This window comes from Azorhizobium caulinodans ORS 571, assembly GCF_000010525.1.
Taxonomy (GTDB): Bacteria; Pseudomonadota; Alphaproteobacteria; order Rhizobiales; family Xanthobacteraceae; genus Azorhizobium; species Azorhizobium caulinodans.
The window spans coordinates 1,213,523-1,228,947 of record NC_009937.1 but is presented as its reverse complement, the minus strand read 5'-3'; the positions used below and the strand labels follow the sequence as shown (position 1 = coordinate 1,228,947).

The following is a 15,425-nucleotide window of genomic DNA, read 5'->3' as shown; positions in this document are numbered from 1 at the left end:
GATTGCGCATGGCTGGGGCGAGAGCCCCGTCCTGAGCGGGGCCCGGCGCTACGCCGCCACCGGAACCCGATCACACCTGCCCGGCGTTCCTGTTGCGTAACGACGGGAGCACATGATGACGCGCGCGCGAAACTTGAGTTCAACGGAACGCTGGGCCTCCGGCGTGGCCGCCAGCCTGCTGATGAGCTTCAGCCTGAAGCGGGGCGGCCTGCTGGGGCTCATCGGCGTCGGCGCCGCCGCCGGCCTGATCCTGCGGGCGGGCACTGGCCGCTGCGCCCTCAAGGCGGTGGCGGAGAAGGACACCACGCACGGCCGCCGCCACCGGCACCGGGGCAGAACCGCCGCCGCCCCGCAGGACGATATCGAGATGCCGCGGGACCGGAAGGATCTGGAGGGCGCCCCCGGCCCGCTGCCGGTACGGCCCGCCGCGCCGTTCCACTCGGTCTGACGGCGCGCCTCAGGCCGGACGGTCCGGGGCCGGCTTGCGGCGGGACCTCGGCGCCGCGGCCGTCCGGGCCTTGGCCCCCCGCGGCCAGCGGGTGGGCCAGGAGACCACGTGGGCGATGAGTTCCATCAGCCCGAAGGCGTCCTCCGAGCCGGCCGTCCGCCCGCTCACCGAGATTCCGGCGGCGGTCACCGTCGCCGGATCGCCGGACACCAGCGGATGCCACCAGGGCAGATCCTTGCCCTCGTCCAGCAGCCGGTAGGCGCAGGTGGGCGGCAGCCAGCCGATGGTCATCACCGCCTCCGGCGTCAGCCGCACGCAGTCGGGCACCTGCGCCTGACGGTTGGGGTAATCGGTGCAGCGGCAGGTCTCCCCATCGAGCAGGCGGCAGCCGATGTCCGTATAGGCGATCTCTCCCGTATCCTCGTCCTCGAGCTTCACGAGGCAGCAGCGACCGCAGCCGTCGCACAGGCTCTCCCACTGCTCCGGCGTCATGCGGGCGAGCGGCACGGTCCGCCAGAACGGCTCTTGGGGCGTGGCATCATGGGGCATGCCGCTTGCTAGCCGATCCCTGCGGCGAAATGAAGAGCGCGGGGCGGGAACCATACCCGGACGCAGGCGTTGCCGTGGCCGGCGGCGCATCCTACATGAGCGTCGTCGCAGTCCCGGGCGGGGGCCTCCGGCACGGAGCTGGTTGAAGCGTACCGCAGCGGCGGGGCGCTTTCCTCCTGCGCCGGTTCGCCTTAGGTTCAGAGCGGCCGCGACGGCGCGGCCTCCAAGAAGATCGGTTCCCGGCCAGTGAGCGAAGGCGAGCAGAACCCGTTCCGGAAACGGCTGCGCAACGCGCTGCTGGATCTCGATTCCCGCATCGACAGCGGGATGTACCGGCTGGGCGATCTCACCCGCCGCGCGGTCACGAATTATTCCGCCTTCATGGAGCACTTCTCCCTGAGCGGCATCCCGCGCTTCTTCGTCGGGATGGCCTCGGAAGGCTTCACGCTGGGCGCCGCCGGTTTCGTCGTGCTGCTGGCCCTTGCGCTGCCGGCCTTCCAGGAAACCTCCGACGACTGGCTGAAGCGCACGGAGCTCGCCGTCACCTTCCTCGACCGCTACGGCAATCTCGTGGGCGAGCGCGGGGTGAAGCAGAACGACACGGTGCCGCTGGAGGAAATCCCCGACACCCTCATCAAGGCGACGCTCGCCACCGAGGACCGGCGCTTCTACGAGCATTTCGGCATCGACGTCGCCGGCACCCTGCGTGCCCTCGTCACCAATGCGCGGGCCGGCGGCGTGCGGCAGGGCGGCTCCTCGCTCTCCCAGCAGCTCGCCAAGAACCTGTTCCTCTCCAATGAGCGGACCATCGAACGCAAGATCAAGGAGGCCTTCCTCGCTCTGTGGCTGGAAAGCCGCCTGACCAAGAGCCAGATCCTGAAGCTCTATCTGGACCGCGCCTATCTCGGCGGCGGCGCCTATGGCGTGGACGCGGCGGCCCGCTATTATTTCGGCAAATCGGTGCGCGAGGTGAATCTGGCCGAAAGCGCCATGCTGGCGGGCCTGTTCAAGGCCCCGACCAAATTCGCGCCGCACATCAACCTGCCCGCCGCCCGCGCCCGCGCCTCCACCGTGCTCGACAATCTGGTGGACGCCGGCTTCATGACCGAGGGCCAGGTGTTCGGCGCCCGCCGCAATCCGGCGACCCCCATCGACCGGCGCGACGAGGGCGTGCCGGACTATTATCTCGACTATGCCTTCGCCGAAGTGCGCAAGTTCGTGGACACGCTCCCCAAGAGCGTGACCGAGCGCAATTTCGTGGTGCGCACCGGCCTCGACCCGAACATCCAGAAGGTGGCGGAAGCCGCCCTCGACCAGTCCCTGCGGGAATATGGCAAGGACTACAAGGTCACGCAGGGCGCCATCGTCATCATGGAGCCGAACGGCACCGTGCGCGCCATGGTCGGCGGGCGCGACTATGGCGAGAGCCAGTTCAACCGCGCCACCGACGCCCTGCGCCAGCCCGGCTCTTCCTTCAAGCCGTTCGTCTATACGACCGCCTTGCTCGGCGGCATGAAGCCCACCTCCACCGTGGTGGATGCGCCCTATTGCAACGGCAACTGGTGCCCGCAGAATTACGGCCGCAGCTACATGGGCACCATCACGCTCCAGACCGCGCTCCAGCATTCGCTGAACACGGTGGCGGTGCGCCTCGGCGACAAGTTCGGCCGCACCAACATCGCCGCGCTCGCCCACAAGATGGGCCTCACCACCAAGCTCGAAATCTCCCCCGCCCTGCCGCTCGGTGCCGCCGAGGTGACGCTCATCGACATGGCCACCGCCTATTCGGTGTTCGCCAATGGCGGGCGCAGCGTCTATCCCCACGCCATGGTGGAGATGCGCATCGGCAATGGCGAGGTGGTCTGGCGGTTCGACCGCGACGCGCCCAAGCCCGTGCAGATCCTGCCGCCGGACATCATCGACGAGATCAACCCGATGCTGAACAACGTCATCGAGAACGGCACCGGGCGTCGGGCCCGCCTGCCGGGCATCAAGGTGGCGGGCAAGACGGGCACCACGAACGCCTATCGCGATGCCTGGTTCATGGCCTTCACCGGCAATTACGTGGGCGGCGTCTGGTTCGGCAATGACGACTACCAGTCCATGAACAAGATGACCGGCGGCTCCCTGCCCGCCATGACGTGGCAGAAGGTCATGGCCTATGCCCATCAGGGCATCGAGCTGAAATACATCCCCGGCATCGGCAACGCCCCGGCGCCCAAGCTCGACCAGCCGCCGGCGCCGCTGGTGGTGCCGGGCCTTGAATCCACCGAGCGGCCCATCACCCTCTCGCCGAAATCCGCCGCCAACCTCGCGCGCCTCGAACGGCTGCTGAAGGAGGCGCCGCCCTTGCCGGCGCGGCCCGCCGGCCCCACCGCTTCCGCCGCGCCGCTCGGCCGGACGAACTGAAGGCCGGCCCGTGCGTCCGCTCTCCCTCGCCGTCTGCCTCACCGCCGCCGCCGCCCTCGGCCTCGGCGGCACCTGGCTCACCGTCACCTCCTCGCGCGGCATGGATCTGGTGCGGGCGGGCGCCTGGGAAGGCTGGCCGCGCTCCGGCACCACGCAGGCCGATCCCTATGCCCGCGCCTTCATCGCGCGCTCCGGCGAACTGCCGCTGGAACTGGCTGACGGCCTGCTGTTCCTCGCCCGCCAGGACAGCGCCGGCAAGCCGCTGGACGGCCGATGCGTGATCCGCATCACCGGCCGCCTGCCGCAGGCGCGGCTCTGGACGCTCACGCTCATGGACGGCAAGGGCCAGCCCATTCCCAACGAGGCCCGGCGCACCGGCTTCACCTCGGCCGAACTGCTCTACACGGACAATGGCAACATCAACGTGGTGCTGAGCCCCGAGGCCCGTTCGGGGAACTGGGTGCCCACGGGCGCGCAGCCGCATGTGCAGGTGGCGCTCCGACTCTATGACGCGCCCTTCAGCTTCGCCTCCGGCGCCGTGGAGGATGCGGTTCTGCCCCGCGTCACGACGGAGCGCTGCCCATGAGCCTGCGCTTTGACGGCTATCGGCGGACCTCCCGCCTCGGATTGGCCAATCCCTGGCGCTGGCGCATCCCGGCGCGGGCGGAGCGCCCCTCGCTCCTGCTGGCGCTCGCCATCATCCTCGTGCTGGCCGGCATGGTGCACCTCGTCTCCATCCTCGCCATGCCGCTGCTCTCCGAGCGCAACGCCTTCCGGCGGCTGGCGGCGGACCGGCCGGTCAATGAGATGGTGGCGCTGAAGGGCACGGGTGACGTCCTGCCGATGATGGATCCGGCCTTCGTCTATTCCGTCTGCCTCTATGACCTGTCGAAGGAGCCGCTGAAGCTGCGGGTGCCGGCAACCGCCGACTACACCTCGGTGTCGTTCTACACGGCGCGGGGCGTCGGCTTCTACGCCCTGAGCGACAAGGCGGCGGGCAAGGTGATCGAGCTCGATCTCATGACGCCGGCCCAGAAGGCGGCCATTCCCGAGGACGAGGAAATCACCGCAGCCGACCGGTTGGTGGTGGTGTCGCCCTCCACCACGGGCATCGCGCTGGTGCGCGCCTTCACCCGCGACCGGGACATGCGGGACATGGTGCGCGGCCAGCTCAATGCCGCCACCTGCGGGCCCGCGCCCGGCTGATCGGGGTCAGCGATTGCCCGTCAGGAAGAAGCTGAACGGCAGCGGCGGGCGGCTGGCATCGGCGGGGCCCATGCCCATCGGCGCGTCCCCGTGGCGCTCCACGCGGATCACCGGCAGGATGAAAATCTGGGCGGCGCCGTCCTGCACCCGCGGGGGCATGGCGGCACGGCGATCGAGGGGAAAGGGAACCACGGTCGTCATGTTCGGACCTCCGGATCTCATGACCTGAGAACGTCGATCCGACCGGAAGGTTTCGCGAAGCTTGTTCTTGGGTGTAGGTCCAATCTGGTGCAACCTTCAGCCCATCTTCGCGCGCCCGCTCAGGCGGCGAGCGCGGTGGGCTCCACGAGGCCGCGCACGCGCTCGCCGATGGCGAGAGACGAGGTGAGGCCGGGGCTTTCGAGGCCGAACAGGCCGACCAGCCCCTCGACGCCGTGCTGGGCAGGGCCATGCAGCAGGAAGTCCTCCTGCGTGCCGCGCGGCGCAAGCTTGGGCCGCACGCCGGAATAGTCCGGCACGAGCGAGCCGTCCGGCAGGTGCGGCCAGAAGCGGCGCACATTGGCGTAGAAGCTTTCCGCCCGCGCGGGATCCACGGAGAAGTCCACCGCATCCGGATCGCCCGTGTTCAGCCATTCCACGTCGGGGCCGAAGCGCATGCGCCCGGCGAGATCGAGCGTCACATGGGTGCCGAGGCCGCCGTCGATGGGCGCCGGATAGATGAGGCGCGAGAACACCGGCTTGCCGGCATAGGAGAAATAGGAGCCCTTGGCCAGCACGAGGGGGTGGATGGCCGAGATGTCATAGCCCTCGATGCGGCCCGCCACCTTGTGCGTCCAAGGGCCGGCGGCGATCACCAGCGAGCGGCAGGTGAGCGTGAAGGGACCGTCCGGCGTGTCCACGTCCAGCGTGAAGCGGCCCGGCGCAGCGGTGCCCCGCCGCACGCTGTGGCGCAGCAGCACGGCGCCGCCCGCCGCCTCCACCTCGCCCTGGAGCGCCAGCATGTAGCCATGCGTATCGATGATGCCGGTCTCGGCCACATGAAGCGCCGCCACCGCCTTCAGCGCCGGTTCCAGCGCCATGGCGGCGGCGCCGGTGATGAGATCGGTGTTCTCGACGCCGTTCTCCTTCGCCCGCACCGCAATGCCGGCGATCTTCTCGGCCTCGGCCTCGTTGGTGGCGACGATGAGCTTGCCGCACTTGTTGTGGGCGATGCCGTGGCGCTCGCAATAGGCATAGAGCCGCCGACGGCCCTCGACGCAGAGGAGATGGCGCAGGGTGCCGGTGGTGTAATAGACGCCGGAGTGGATCACCTCGCTGTTGCGCGAGGAGATGCCGCTGCCGATGGTCGGCCCGGCTTCCAGCACGAACACCTCGCGCCCTGCCCGCGCCAGCGCCGCAGCGCTGGCCAAGCCGACGACACCGGCGCCGACAACCACATGATCGAGTTCAATGACGTCCATGGCACACCGGGAATCCAAATCGGCGACAGGCTAAGCCGTGGGATGCCAAAGGGAAAGCTGCACCGCAGCGTCAGGGCGGCGGAAATCTCAAGCTTTTGCGAGATCAAGGAAGCTGCGGCCGTCCCGGTCCTCGATCTCCACCAGCCACAGATCGGGATCGAAGCGCACTTCCTTCTGGATGCGCGCTTCCACGTCCGCCTCGGGGGTCCCCGGCCCGAGGATGGGGCTGAACAGGCGGTCAGCAGGAAAGCTCTCGTCGATCTCGCTCTGCGGCGCCGGGCCGTAGAAGGCGGCGGTGCCGTCCAGCGGCGCCACCTTCACGAACACCGCTCCCGCCTCCTCCGCGCCCTTGCGGCGGACGACGGCATAGGCGCCCTCCACCTGCGCGCGGCGGATGAGGGCCGAGACGAAGATCGCGCTCTTGAGCCGCATCACTCGATGGCCGTGCCGGAGACCGTGGAGAGCTCGCGCACCAGACGGTCCGTGATCTCGCCATCCACCGGGAGACCGCGATCGCGCTCGAAGCGCTGCACCGCAAGGCGCGTCTCGGGCGACAGGCTGCCGGTCACCTTGAGCGGGCCATAGCCGAGGCGCGCCAGCGTCTTCTGCACGCCGAGCACGCGGTTGGGCCTGGCCACCTCGCCCGGCGGCCGAAGCGCGCCGGTGATGTCGCCGCCGCCCACATTGGCGGGCGGCAGCATGGCGTTGGAGGCAACCGGCGTGCGGCGGATCTGCGCCAGCAGAGCGTCGCTCGCGGTGCCCGTCACCTTCAGGCGCGCGCTCTGCTCATAGGCGCGGATGGCCGCTTCCGTCTTCGGGCCGGTGAGGCCGTCGGCCGGGCCGTCATAGAAGCCGCGCCGCGAAAGCTCGCGCTGGACGTCCGCCACGACCGGCTGGGGCTGGCGGGGCGCCGGCGCGGCAGGCGCGCCGCCGGTGATGAGGGCGGCGATGGACTGGGGCGGTGCCGCGGGCGGCACGGCGGCGGCCGGCGGCGCCGTGGCGGCGAGAAGCTGCGGCTGGAGCTGCGCCTGCGTCGGCACCGGAGCCGCCGGGGCGGCATCGGTATCGCTCGCCCTGGTGCCGGTCAGCAGGGTGCGCGGATCGATGGTCAGGCGCTTGCCGATGGCCTCCGGCAGCGCGAGGCCGAACATGAAGTTCGAGCGGTTGCCGTTCTGCAGCGAGAAGATGTTTACCAGCACGCCGACGGTGCAGGCCACCAGCAGCGCGCCCGCCATGGCATCGAGCCGGCGCCGCCGCTTCAGGCTGCGCTCGGCCTTGAACGCCTCGAACGCGCCGGCACCGGCAAGGTCATCCGCCTCGGTCTCGGCCGGGCGCCAGAATGCGAGCCTCATGCGATCCGGCGCCCCTCATTGTCCTTGCGGCCGGCCTCATCGGTGATGGCCCGCGCGAAGGGCGAAACAACGCCCGACGACCGCCGCACCGGCAGGCTGATGGTGACGGTGGTGCCGCCGCCGACGCTGCTCGTCACCTCGAAGGCACCGTCATGCAGCTTCACGAGGGCGCGCACCACGGCAAGGCCGAGGCCGCTGCCCCGCGCGCGGCGCTCCGCGTCGCCCGCCTGGAAGAAGGGCTCCCCGAGCCGCTCCACCTCGGCCGGCGACATGCCGGCGCCGCTGTCGCGCACGCTCAGGGACACGACGCCGTTCTGGGCCGAGACATTCACTTCCACGAGGCCGCCGTGCTCGGAGAACTTCACGGCATTGGAAAGCAGGTTCAGCGTCATCTGGCGCACGGCCCGCTGGTCGGCCATGGGGCGCGGCAGGCGGGCGGGCAGAAGCGTCGTCACCTTGATGTTGCGGCGGGCGGCATCGAGGCCGACCATCTCCACGCAGCCATCCACCAGATGGGCCATGTCGATGTGCTCGAAGGAAAGCTCATAGGCCCCCGCCTCCACCCGCGACAGGTCGAGGATGTCGTTCACGACACCGAGGAGATGCTGGCCGCTCTCGTGGATGATGCGGGCATAGTCTTCCTTGCGGCGGGCATCGATACGCTGCTCGGTGTCGGTGGCGAGCAGTTCGGAAAAGCCGAGGATGGTGTTGAGCGGCGTGCGCAGTTCATGGCTCATCGCGGCGAGGAAGCGGCTCTTGGCGAGGTTCGCCCGCTCCGCCTCGGTGCGGGCGCGGTGATCCTCTTCCAGCTGTATCTTCACCGCATGGATGTCGCGCCAGTGCGCGCGGGCGCGGTCCTCGCCAGCCGGGACGCAACGCAGTTCCATCCACACGAAATCGGGGGCCTCGCCCTCGCCCTCGCAACGCAGGCGCACCTCGCACACGCTCTCGGTGGCGGAAAGGCCGTGGGCGGCCGTGGAGAGGGCCGCGAGGAAGGCCGGCCGATCGGGCACCAGCACGCGGTCGAACAGGCCCTGCCCCAGCCAGGCATCCTCCGGCACATGGGCGCGGGCGGCATCCGCATGCTCCAGCCCCAGCACCTCGCCGCCCCGCCCGTGCAGGGTGACGAGCGCCAGATCGACGCCCATCATGGAACGGTCGAGCCGCTCGGCCGCCAGAGACAGGCCAGCGGCGACGGCGGACAGAGCGGCGCTGATGAGGCCGCAGCCGAGCAGCCAGCCGCCTTCCGGCAGGCCGGTCTCCGAGAGCCCGAGCGCCGCCGCCAGCAGCAGCCCGCCGCCGGCGAGCGCGCACATGAAGGCCAGCGCCCCAAGCGCGGCGGCGCTGTGGCGGCCGACCCCGGCCAGATCACGCAGCGACGTGCGGACGCGACCGGATCGCGCCGCGTCCGGCTGCGCGTTGAGGCTGCCTGCACCCTGCCGTTGATCGCTCAAGACCCAATCCATGTGCCCACCGTGCGACCGGCGCCCGCGGCGCCCTTGCATGACGATGGGAGAGAGCCTGACACGGAAGGCTTTAAGGAAGGCTAAGCGCGCAGCGCCATCACGGACGCGATCAGCGTTAACGATGTCTTGAAAAGAAGCGGTGGCAAACGGGTCCCCGCCGCTGCCCCGCGCGCCCGGCTTTGCTACTTTCAAGGGTAAGCGCCCGGCCTCAGGAGGCTGGCCGGGGCCGTGAGGATCGGATGTTCTTCCTGCTGCGAATGGCCTTCTGGCTGGCCCTCATCCTTCTGATCCTGCCCATCGGCGTCACCAGCGACGGCGGGCGGCAGATCGGCGCGTGGCAGGCCTTCACCGCCGTGCAGGCGGCCATCAACGATGCGCGCGGCTTCTGCCAGCGCCAGCCGGATGCCTGCGCGGTGGGCGGCGAAATGCTCGACCACATGGCGGAGAAGGCGCAGGCGAGCGCCAAATGGGTCTATGACGCCATCGGCGCCCACAAGGCCGATGCGGGCACCGCTCCCGCCGCGCCCCAGCCGTCTGCCGCAAAGGAAGGCAGCGCTTCCCACGACCTGACCCCGCAGGACCTCGCGCCCGCCTGGAGTCTGGAGCCGCAGCGCGGCGCGCCCGCCCCCGGCATGCCCCTGCCCCCGCGCCGTCCCGCCTGATCTCCCGCACGCTTTCGCAAGCGCGTGCTGCCGCCTATATGAGGCGGAACGCGCACCCGTGCGCCCGGCCAGACGACGAGAACGGACACTTTCCATGACCAAGCCCAAGACCGCCGAAGACCTGATCGAGGACTTCGAGCTTCTGGACAATTGGGAAGACCGTTACCGCTTCGTGATCGAACTCGGCCGCAGCCTGCCGGACCTGCCGGAGGAGCTGCGCACGGAAGCCAACAAGGTGCAGGGCTGCGCCAGCCAAGTGTGGCTCGTGGGCGCGCGCCGCGACACGGCGGATGGCCCGGTGCTGGACTATCGGGGCGACTCCGACGCCCATATCGTGCGCGGCCTCGTGGCGGTGCTGCTCACCGTGCTCTCCGGCCATACGGCCAAGGAGATCCTCGAGACCGACGCGCTGGCGGTGTTCCGTCGCATCGGGCTCGAAGGCCATCTCACGCCGCAGCGCTCCAACGGCCTGCGCTCCATGGTGGAGCGCATCCGCGCCGACGCCCGGGCCGCCCTCGCCACCGCCTGAGCGGCAGAGCCCTCAGGCCGCGACGCCCTGGGGACCGGCGCCATAGGGATCGGCACCATAGCGGTTGGGGCCGGGCGTGCCCCGCTGCAGCGCGAAGATGAAGATCACCAGGATGCCGATCACGGTGATCTCCAGCAGCAGCCACCAGCCGGTGCGGCCGATGTCATGCAGCCGCCGCACCGAGACGGCGAAGCTCGGCACCAGATGGACCAGGAGAACCACGAGGCCCACCGGGCCCTGATGGTCGAGGCCCGTGCCGAACACCAGAAGGTCCGCCACGGAGGCGGCCAGCGACAGCACCACCAGCACCAGATGGAACACCCAGTATTCCTGCCGCGCGGCGCGGCCGGAGAAGGTGCCGTATTTGCCCATGGCCGCGAGATAGCCGTCCATCCATGCCCCCACCACGTTCGGACCACCCATGATGACCCCGCCCCATGGCTGATGGTCAAGCGGTGGAATGATCCGGCCTGCCGCGATGCACAGACGATCACTCCCCCGCATGCCAGGCCCGCGTCGGCGCCGTGCCCCGTCCCTGCGCCTGCGAGGCAAGGCCGTAGTGACGGGCCAGCCGGTCGAGACCCAGCCCGAGCACGACCTTCGCGGTGCGCGGCGGCCAGCGCCGCTCGCTTTCCACGGTTTCCAGTCCTTTCAGAAAACAGCAAACATCGACGACAGTACCCGAGAGTTCCGGACCGAGCGCGCGCATCGCCAGCGCAAAGCGCGTCTTGGCCGCAAGCACCACGTCGCTGAAGCTGCCGGGGCTGCCCGCGGCACCGGCCGCCCCCGTGCCGAGCGCCGACCAGTTGGCGGTGACGCGGGGCGTGAGGCCGGCCTGCGTGAAATCCCGCCGCAGCCGTTCTCCGGCGCCCTGCTGGGCCGGAGTGATCAGGGGCGTGCCGTCGCGCCCCCTGCGGCGGGCGAGCCAGTCGAGCGGGCTCTCATCGGTGACGACCGGAGCTGCGGTGCGCGCAGGCGGGTGGCGACCGGAGGCCGCACGGCGGGGCATGGCCCGGCTCATCGCGCGGCCACCCAGCGCAGGCCTGCCTCCAGCACGGTCACGTCGCCGTCGAAGGCCGGCGCCTCCCGCCGCTCCTCGATGCGCAGGCAGGCATGCGCCACCGTCCGGCGATCGCGCCGGAAGCCTTCTGCCACCTGGCTTTGCGTCAGGCCCAGCGCCACATGGGCGAGATACATGGCAAGCTGGCGGGCACGGGCCACCGGGGCACTGCGGTCGCAGGTGGCCAGCATCTCCTGCGCGAGAGCGGCATCGTGGCGGGCCGCCGCCAGTGCCGCCATGCGGCACAGCAGCGAGAGATCCGACCCGGAGCACCGCAGGCGGCGGGATGTCGCCGGAGCCTCCGTCTCCCCTGCCGAGGGACCGAACCACGGTTCAACTCCAGGACTGACCCTCACAGGCAGCAGGCAGGCCGCATCCATCGCGCATCTCCCAATATAGGATAAATTTCCTATAACGTGACACACGGAAACGCAAGGGGGATAAGTCGGCACCACTGGCCACCGGCTCCTGACGGCAAAACGTTTTTATGGCAAGGGCTGGCAAGCCGCATACAGGCGAGGGATGCGGCTCAAGAATAGGAACTTATCCCCCTGATCGGCAGGCCGGCGCATGCTGGAGGGGAAAGGAACACTCCATGCCTCCCCGTCCCGACCGCCACCGCATGTCCGCTCCGCCCACCAATCCGGCCCAGCGTCCCCGGCGCCCACGCATTCGCGGCTTCGCCGCACGGGAGCGCGAGCAGGACATCGGGCTGCGCATGGAGGCCCTCAAGGTCTTCACCGCCGGCGACCCCACCGCAGCGCTTCGGGCCGTGCGCCGGGCCGCGCTGACCGGCATCGGCTACGATCCCGTGCGCCATGCGGCCTTGTGCCGCCTGGCCCGGGGCCGCACCTGCCCCTGAGGCCTTCCGGAAGATGAGCGGCCCCAAAAGAAAAGGGCACCGCGGCGGAAGGCCGGGTGCCCTTTTGGCATAACGTTCGGCAAGCGCTCAACGACGGCGGCGACGCTGCTGGCCGAGACCCATCTGCTTGGCGAGTTCGGAGCGGGCGGCCGCGTAATTGGGGGCGACCATCGGATAATCCGGCGGCAGGGCCCACTTCTCGCGATACTGCTCGGGGCTCATGTTGTACTGCGTGCGCAGGTGGCGCTTCAGCGACTTGAACTTCTTGCCGTCTTCGAGACAGACGATGAAATCCGGGGTGACGGACTTCTTGACGGGCACCGCGGGCTTCAGCGGCTCGGGCGCCGGCTCACTCTCGCCCTTGGAGACACGCTGGAGCGCTGCATGAACCTCATTGATGAGGTTGGGGAGGTCTGCCGCCGCGACCGAGTTGTTGCTGACGTAAGCGGAGACGATATCCGCAGCCAGCTCGATGTAGGTGGTCGATTCCGTAGCTTCGCTCATGGGTCTTTCTTCAAGTTTGGAAACAAATTTCACAACGGCGTGCTGACCGCGACGGGAAAATTCGAGCTTGCGCCAAACGCGCGGATATCGCTGCGAGAGCGCTGCGATTCGACGGGCGCCACTCATGCCTACCTATGTTGATCTGCCATGAATTGCAAGTTCATTTTGGCGTGTTTCAACGTTCTTCTTCCCTGCTCTTTGGAAACGGCGCTCCACCATGCGAGAGCACTACAACCTGCAAAGACCACGCGTTCGTTCCACCATCCGCGACGCGCGGTTGGTTGCCGCCGGTTACCGCACACCTTGCCACGGCGCCCGCTGATGCCTACCTCTGAGCACAAGAATTTGCGCCAATAAGTACAGAGGCGACCATGACCCAAAAGGACTCCCCGGAGAAGATCGAACGTTCGGAGGAGGAGTGGCGCAACGCCCTCACCCCAGAACAATATCGCGTGATGAGACAGCACGGCACCGAACGGGCCTTCACCGGTCCCTATTGGGACGAAAAACGGGCCGGTATCTACGAATGCGCTGGTTGCGGAGCAGCATTGTTCAATTCGGAGACCAAATACGACTCCGGCAGCGGATGGCCCAGTTTCTACGCCCCCGTCAGAGCAGACGCAGTCAAGAGTGTCGAAGATCGATCTCATGGCATGCATCGGGTGGAGATCCGATGCGCACGATGCGATGGTCATCTCGGCCATGTCTTTCCGGATGGACCGCGGCCGACAGGCCTGCGTTTCTGCATGAACGGCACCGCACTGCACTTGTCTCCCGCCGATGAGAACACACGTGACGCCTGATCTTCCCGAGGCTCCCCGCCGTCCGACCGCCCGCACGCTGCACGGCGTCACGGTCCATGATGATTACGCCTGGTTGCGGGCCGACAACTGGCGCGACGTCATGCGTGATCCTGCGCTCCTGCCCGCCGACATCCGCACCTATCTGGAAGCCGAGAACAGCTATTCTGCGCACTACTTTGCCGCCTATGGAGAGCTGAAGGAGCGGCTGATCACGGAAATGCGCGGACGCATCAAGGAAGATGATGCGAACGTTCCATCGCCGGACGGCGCCTTCGCATATTATTCCCGCCACCGCACCGGCGGGCAGCATCCGCTCATCTGCCGCAAGGCCCTGCCCGACGGCGCAGAGGAGATCCTGCTGGACGGCGACAGGGAAGCGGAAGGCAAGGCCTATTTCCGCCTCGCGCCCGCCCGCCACAGCCGCGACCACGCCCGGCTCGCCTATGCCGCGGACGAGGCGGGCTCGGAACTGTTCACCTTGCGGGTGCGGGACCTTGCGACCGGCGCCAACCTGCCCTTCAGCATAGCGGATACCACCGGCGACCTGCTCTGGGGCGGCGACGCCGAGACCCTCTATTACATCCGCCGCGACGAGGAACACCGTCCTTCCATGGTGTTCCGTCACCGCATCGGCACGCCGCCGGAGAGCGACGAACTCATCTATCAGGAGCCGGACAAGGGGTTCTTTGTTTCACTGGGTGAAACCCAGTCGGGGACTTTCGGCCTCATCGCCTGCGGCGACCATGAGACGTCGGAAGTCCATCTGCTCGACCTCGCCGACCCGTCCGCCACACCCCGCCTCGTCGCCGCGCGCACCGTCGGGCTGCGCTATGACGTGGAGCACCACCCCGATCTGGGCGGCGCCGATACCCTCATCCTGCTCACCAATGCGGACGGGGCCGAAGACTTCAAGCTCGTGACAGCTCCGACCGCCGCGCCGCAGAAGGCGAACTGGCGCGATCTCGTGCCGCACCGTGCCGGGCGCATGATCCTGTCCCACACCGCCTACCGGCATTTCCTGGTCCGGCTCGAGCGGGAGGACGGCCTCCCGCGCGTCACGCTGCGGGCGCTGGCAAGCGGCGAGGAGCATGCCATCGCCTTCGCCGAGGAGGCTTATGGGCTCGGCCTCAACGGCGGCTATGAGTTCGATCCGAAAAGCCTGCGCTTCACCTATTCCTCCATGACCACCCCGGCTGAGGAATGGGATTACGACATGGCCGCACGCACCCGCGCGCTGCTGAAGCGGCAGGAGGTGCCGAGCGGGCATGACCCGGCGGCTTATGTGACCCGCCGCCTGTTCGCGACGGCCGCGGATGGTGAGCAGGTGCCCATCTCCCTGCTCTACCGCGCCGATACGCCGCTCGACGGCAGCGCACCCTGCCTGCTCTATGGCTATGGCGCCTACGGCATGTCCATGCCGGCGAGCTTCTCCACCACCCGCCTGTCGCTGGTGGATCGGGGATTCGTCTATGCCATCGCCCACGTGCGCGGCGGCACGGAAAAGGGCTGGCACTGGTACACGGACGGCAAGCTGGCGAAGAAGACCAACACCTTCACGGACTTCATCGCCGCAGCCGAACATCTGGTGCAGGCGCGCCTCACCCGGCCGGAGAAGATCGTCGCGCAGGGCGGCTCGGCGGGCGGCATGCTCATGGGCGCCATCGCCAACATGCGGCCGGACCTGTTCGCGGGCATCGTCGCCGAGGTGCCGTTCGTGGACGTGCTCGCCACCATGCTGGACGACACGCTGCCCCTCACCCCGCCCGAATGGCCCGAATGGGGCAATCCGATCATCGATCCGGACGCCTTCCGCACCATCCTCGGCTATTCGCCCGTGGACAATGTGACGGCGCAGGCCTACCCGGCGCTCTTCGCACTCGCCGGCCTCACCGACCCGCGCGTCACCTATTGGGAACCGGCCAAATGGATCGCGCGGCTGCGGGCGGCCAATACCGGTACGGCACCGATCCTGCTCAAGACCAATATGGAGGCGGGCCATGGCGGCGCCGCCGGCCGGTTCGACCGGCTGGAGGAAGTGGCGCTCGTATACATCTTCGCGCTGAAGACGGCCGGCGTCATCGCCTGACCGTCGCAAGAACGGGCGGCGCCGGTCCT

General features: G+C 68.9%; 19 protein-coding genes. 9 read left to right on the top strand and 10 right to left on the bottom strand.

The features are described 5' to 3' along the window. Window positions 1-115 precede the first annotated feature (115 nt). The gene (locus AZC_RS05640; protein ID WP_043878952.1) at window positions 116-448 is read left to right on the top strand and encodes a YgaP-like transmembrane domain; all 333 of its coding nucleotides are present in this window, start codon (window positions 116-118) and stop codon (window positions 446-448) included. Window positions 449-457: 9 nt separating this feature from the next. On the opposite strand, the gene AZC_RS05635 is transcribed toward AZC_RS05640, so the two are convergent. Next, window positions 458-997: a YcgN family cysteine cluster protein gene (locus AZC_RS05635; RefSeq protein ID WP_043878951.1), complete on the bottom strand. Its 540-nt coding sequence runs from the start codon at window positions 995-997 to the stop codon at window positions 458-460. A 246-nt stretch (window positions 998-1,243) separates the two neighbouring features. Here AZC_RS05635 and AZC_RS05630 point away from each other — a divergent pair, with 246 nt between their 5' ends. Genes AZC_RS05630 through AZC_RS05620 form a run of 3 tightly spaced genes read left to right on the top strand, consistent with a single transcriptional unit; the run spans window position 1,244 to window position 4,612 of the window. Next, window positions 1,244-3,406: a transglycosylase domain-containing protein gene (locus tag AZC_RS05630; RefSeq protein ID WP_012169630.1), complete on the top strand. Its 2,163-nt coding sequence runs from the start codon at window positions 1,244-1,246 to the stop codon at window positions 3,404-3,406. Between the two features lie 10 nt (window positions 3,407-3,416). Further along, window positions 3,417-3,992: a DUF1214 domain-containing protein gene (locus tag AZC_RS05625; protein WP_012169629.1), complete on the top strand. Its 576-nt coding sequence runs from the start codon at window positions 3,417-3,419 to the stop codon at window positions 3,990-3,992. Then, on the top strand, window positions 3,989-4,612 hold the full coding sequence (locus AZC_RS05620) for a DUF1254 domain-containing protein (protein WP_012169628.1): 624 nt from the start codon (window positions 3,989-3,991) through the stop codon (window positions 4,610-4,612). The genes AZC_RS05625 and AZC_RS05620 overlap by 4 nt, the downstream gene beginning before the upstream one ends. A 6-nt stretch (window positions 4,613-4,618) precedes the next feature. On the opposite strand, the gene AZC_RS05615 is transcribed toward AZC_RS05620, so the two are convergent. The 5 genes from AZC_RS05615 to AZC_RS05595 form a co-directional block, all read right to left on the bottom strand. Next, entirely contained in the window at window positions 4,619-4,813 is a 195-nt protein-coding gene (locus AZC_RS05615) for a hypothetical protein (protein WP_043878950.1), read from the bottom strand. A 119-nt stretch (window positions 4,814-4,932) separates the two neighbouring features. Further along, window positions 4,933-6,072: an NAD(P)/FAD-dependent oxidoreductase gene (locus AZC_RS05610; RefSeq protein WP_043878949.1), complete on the bottom strand. Its 1,140-nt coding sequence runs from the start codon at window positions 6,070-6,072 to the stop codon at window positions 4,933-4,935. A gap of 87 nt (window positions 6,073-6,159) precedes the next feature. After that, window positions 6,160-6,504, bottom strand: a complete 345-nt coding sequence (locus tag AZC_RS05605) for a DUF1491 family protein (RefSeq protein ID WP_043878948.1) — start codon at window positions 6,502-6,504, stop codon at window positions 6,160-6,162. Continuing rightward, window positions 6,504-7,424, bottom strand: a complete 921-nt coding sequence (locus tag AZC_RS24270) for a peptidoglycan-binding domain-containing protein (protein WP_012169625.1) — start codon at window positions 7,422-7,424, stop codon at window positions 6,504-6,506. Before AZC_RS24270 ends, AZC_RS05605 begins: the two co-directional genes overlap by 1 nt. Then, window positions 7,421-8,878: a sensor histidine kinase gene (locus AZC_RS05595; RefSeq protein ID WP_052285867.1), complete on the bottom strand. Its 1,458-nt coding sequence runs from the start codon at window positions 8,876-8,878 to the stop codon at window positions 7,421-7,423. The genes AZC_RS24270 and AZC_RS05595 overlap by 4 nt, the downstream gene beginning before the upstream one ends. A gap of 251 nt (window positions 8,879-9,129) precedes the next feature. On the opposite strand from AZC_RS05595, the gene AZC_RS05590 reads away from it, so the two are divergent. Beyond that, the gene (locus AZC_RS05590) at window positions 9,130-9,552 is read left to right on the top strand and encodes a DUF5330 domain-containing protein (RefSeq protein ID WP_012169623.1); all 423 of its coding nucleotides are present in this window, start codon (window positions 9,130-9,132) and stop codon (window positions 9,550-9,552) included. A gap of 94 nt (window positions 9,553-9,646) precedes the next feature. Next, complete coding sequence (locus AZC_RS05585; protein WP_043878947.1) at window positions 9,647-10,081, top strand: SufE family protein; 435 nt, start codon at window positions 9,647-9,649, stop codon at window positions 10,079-10,081. 12 nt (window positions 10,082-10,093) lie between these two features. On the opposite strand, the gene AZC_RS05580 is transcribed toward AZC_RS05585, so the two are convergent. The 3 genes from AZC_RS05580 to AZC_RS05570 form a co-directional block, all read right to left on the bottom strand. Further along, a complete protein-coding gene (locus AZC_RS05580) occupies window positions 10,094-10,504 on the bottom strand; it encodes a DUF805 domain-containing protein (protein WP_012169621.1) in 411 nt (136 codons plus the stop codon). A gap of 67 nt (window positions 10,505-10,571) precedes the next feature. Further along, window positions 10,572-11,090 (bottom strand): DUF6456 domain-containing protein, encoded by a 519-nt coding sequence (locus tag AZC_RS05575; RefSeq protein WP_012169620.1) that lies wholly within the window; start codon window positions 11,088-11,090, stop codon window positions 10,572-10,574. Window positions 11,091-11,098: 8 nt separating this feature from the next. Further along, window positions 11,099-11,521, bottom strand: a complete 423-nt coding sequence (locus AZC_RS05570) for a helix-turn-helix domain-containing protein (protein WP_244421799.1) — start codon at window positions 11,519-11,521, stop codon at window positions 11,099-11,101. Window positions 11,522-11,736: 215 nt separating this feature from the next. Here AZC_RS05570 and AZC_RS05565 point away from each other — a divergent pair, with 215 nt between their 5' ends. Next, entirely contained in the window at window positions 11,737-12,003 is a 267-nt protein-coding gene (locus AZC_RS05565; RefSeq protein WP_244421798.1) for a hypothetical protein, read from the top strand. A gap of 87 nt (window positions 12,004-12,090) precedes the next feature. Here the strand turns inward: AZC_RS05565 and AZC_RS05560 are convergent, their stop codons facing one another. Next, window positions 12,091-12,507: a MucR family transcriptional regulator gene (locus AZC_RS05560; RefSeq protein WP_043878942.1), complete on the bottom strand. Its 417-nt coding sequence runs from the start codon at window positions 12,505-12,507 to the stop codon at window positions 12,091-12,093. A gap of 371 nt (window positions 12,508-12,878) precedes the next feature. Here AZC_RS05560 and msrB point away from each other — a divergent pair, with 371 nt between their 5' ends. Then, complete coding sequence (gene msrB, locus AZC_RS24790; RefSeq protein WP_012169616.1) at window positions 12,879-13,310, top strand: peptide-methionine (R)-S-oxide reductase MsrB; 432 nt, start codon at window positions 12,879-12,881, stop codon at window positions 13,308-13,310. Then, window positions 13,288-15,396 (top strand): S9 family peptidase, encoded by a 2,109-nt coding sequence (locus tag AZC_RS05555; protein ID WP_043878941.1) that lies wholly within the window; start codon window positions 13,288-13,290, stop codon window positions 15,394-15,396. Before msrB ends, AZC_RS05555 begins: the two co-directional genes overlap by 23 nt. The last annotated feature ends 29 nt before the right edge of the window (window positions 15,397-15,425 follow it).